We start from the raw sequence: 3,040 nt of genomic DNA on the forward strand, positions 1-3,040 counted from the left end.
AAAATTGAAACACTGAACAACGAAAGTTGTTCGTGAGTCTCTCAAATTTTCGCAACACGATGATGAATCGAAAGAAACATCTTCGGGTTGTGAGGTTAAGCGACTAAGCGTACACGGTGGATGCCCTGGCAGTCAGAGGCGATGAAGGACGTGCTAATCTGCGATAAGCGTCGGTAAGGTGATATGAACCGTTATAACCGGCGATTTCCGAATGGGGAAACCCAGTGTGATTCGTCACACTATCATTAACTGAATCCATAGGTTAATGAGGCGAACCGGGGGAACTGAAACATCTAAGTACCCCGAGGAAAAGAAATCAACCGAGATTCCCCCAGTAGCGGCGAGCGAACGGGGAGCAGCCCAGAGCCTGAATCAGTGTGTGTGTTAGTGGAAGCGTCTGGAAAGGCGTGCGATACAGGGTGACAGCCCCGTACACAAAAATGCACATGCTGTGAGCTCGAAGAGTAGGGCGGGACACGTGGTATCCTGTCTGAATATGGGGGGACCATCCTCCAAGGCTAAATACTCCTGACTGACCGATAGTGAACCAGTACCGTGAGGGAAAGGCGAAAAGAACCCCGGCGAGGGGAGTGAAAAAGAACCTGAAACCGTGTACGTACAAGCAGTGGGAGCCTCTTTATGGGGTGACTGCGTACCTTTTGTATAATGGGTCAGCGACTTATATTCTGTAGCAAGGTTAACCGAATAGGGGAGCCGGAGGGAAACCGAGTCTTAACTGGGCGTTAAGTTGCAGGGTATAGACCCGAAACCCGGTGATCTAGCCATGGGCAGGTTGAAGGTTGGGTAACACTAACTGGAGGACCGAACCGACTAATGTTGAAAAATTAGCGGATGACCTGTGGCTGGGGGTGAAAGGCCAATCAAACCGGGAGATAGCTGGTTCTCCCCGAAAGCTATTTAGGTAGCGCCTCGTGAATTCATCTCCGGGGGTAGAGCACTGTTTCGGCAAGGGGGTCATCCCGACTTACCAACCCGATGCAAACTGCGAATACCGGAGAATGTTATCACGGGAGACACACGGCGGGTGCTAACGTCCGTCGTGAAGAGGGAAACAACCCAGACCGCCAGCTAAGGTCCCAAAGTCATGGTTAAGTGGGAAACGATGTGGGAAGGCCCAGACAGCCAGGATGTTGGCTTAGAAGCAGCCATCATTTAAAGAAAGCGTAATAGCTCACTGGTCGAGTCGGCCTGCGCGGAAGATGTAACGGGGCTAAACCATGCACCGAAGCTGCGGCAGCGACACTATGTGTTGTTGGGTAGGGGAGCGTTCTGTAAGCCGTTGAAGGTGTGCTGTGAGGCATGCTGGAGGTATCAGAAGTGCGAATGCTGACATAAGTAACGATAAAGCGGGTGAAAAGCCCGCTCGCCGGAAGACCAAGGGTTCCTGTCCAACGTTAATCGGGGCAGGGTGAGTCGACCCCTAAGGCGAGGCCGAAAGGCGTAGTCGATGGGAAACAGGTTAATATTCCTGTACTTGGTGTTACTGCGAAGGGGGGACGGAGAAGGCTATGTTGGCCGGGCGACGGTTGTCCCGGTTTAAGCGTGTAGGCTGGTTTTCCAGGCAAATCCGGAAAATCAAGGCTGAGGCGTGATGACGAGGCACTACGGTGCTGAAGCGACAAATGCCCTGCTTCCAGGAAAAGCCTCTAAGCATCAGGTAACATCAAATCGTACCCCAAACCGACACAGGTGGTCAGGTAGAGAATACCAAGGCGCTTGAGAGAACTCGGGTGAAGGAACTAGGCAAAATGGTGCCGTAACTTCGGGAGAAGGCACGCTGATATGTAGGTGAAGCGACTTGCTCGTGGAGCTGAAATCAGTCGAAGATACCAGCTGGCTGCAACTGTTTATTAAAAACACAGCACTGTGCAAACACGAAAGTGGACGTATACGGTGTGACGCCTGCCCGGTGCCGGAAGGTTAATTGATGGGGTCAGCGCAAGCGAAGCTCTTGATCGAAGCCCCGGTAAACGGCGGCCGTAACTATAACGGTCCTAAGGTAGCGAAATTCCTTGTCGGGTAAGTTCCGACCTGCACGAATGGCGTAATGATGGCCAGGCTGTCTCCACCCGAGACTCAGTGAAATTGAACTCGCTGTGAAGATGCAGTGTACCCGCGGCAAGACGGAAAGACCCCGTGAACCTTTACTATAGCTTGACACTGAACATTGAGCCTTGATGTGTAGGATAGGTGGGAGGCTTTGAAGTGTGGACGCCAGTCTGCATGGAGCCGACCTTGAAATACCACCCTTTAATGTTTGATGTTCTAACGTAGACCCGTAATCCGGGTTGCGGACAGTGTCTGGTGGGTAGTTTGACTGGGGCGGTCTCCTCCTAAAGAGTAACGGAGGAGCACGAAGGTTGGCTAATCCTGGTCGGACATCAGGAGGTTAGTGCAATGGCATAAGCCAGCTTGACTGCGAGCGTGACGGCGCGAGCAGGTGCGAAAGCAGGTCATAGTGATCCGGTGGTTCTGAATGGAAGGGCCATCGCTCAACGGATAAAAGGTACTCCGGGGATAACAGGCTGATACCGCCCAAGAGTTCATATCGACGGCGGTGTTTGGCACCTCGATGTCGGCTCATCACATCCTGGGGCTGAAGTAGGTCCCAAGGGTATGGCTGTTCGCCATTTAAAGTGGTACGCGAGCTGGGTTTAGAACGTCGTGAGACAGTTCGGTCCCTATCTGCCGTGGGCGCTGGAGAATTGAGGGGGGCTGCTCCTAGTACGAGAGGACCGGAGTGGACGCATCACTGGTGTTCGGGTTGTCATGCCAATGGCACTGCCCGGTAGCTAAATGCGGAAGAGATAAGTGCTGAAAGCATCTAAGCACGAAACTTGCCCCGAGATGAGTTCTCCCTGACTCCTTGAGAGTCCTGAAGGAACGTTGAAGACGACGACGTTGATAGGCCGGGTGTGTAAGCGCAGCGATGCGTTGAGCTAACCGGTACTAATGAACCGTGAGGCTTAACCTTACAACGCCGAAGATGTTTTGGCGAAGAGACGACAATATCAGCTTG

Annotated in this window: 1 rRNA gene; it reads left to right on the forward strand. The window is 52.7% G+C overall.

The features are described 5' to 3' along the window. Nucleotides 1-93: 93 nt before the first annotated feature. Nucleotides 94-2,995, forward strand: a 23S ribosomal RNA gene (locus tag A9180_RS22115). The last annotated feature ends 45 nt before the right edge of the window (nucleotides 2,996-3,040 follow it).

It is taken from the genome of Escherichia sp. B1147, assembly GCF_001660175.1.
GTDB lineage: Bacteria > Pseudomonadota > Gammaproteobacteria > Enterobacterales > Enterobacteriaceae > Escherichia > Escherichia whittamii.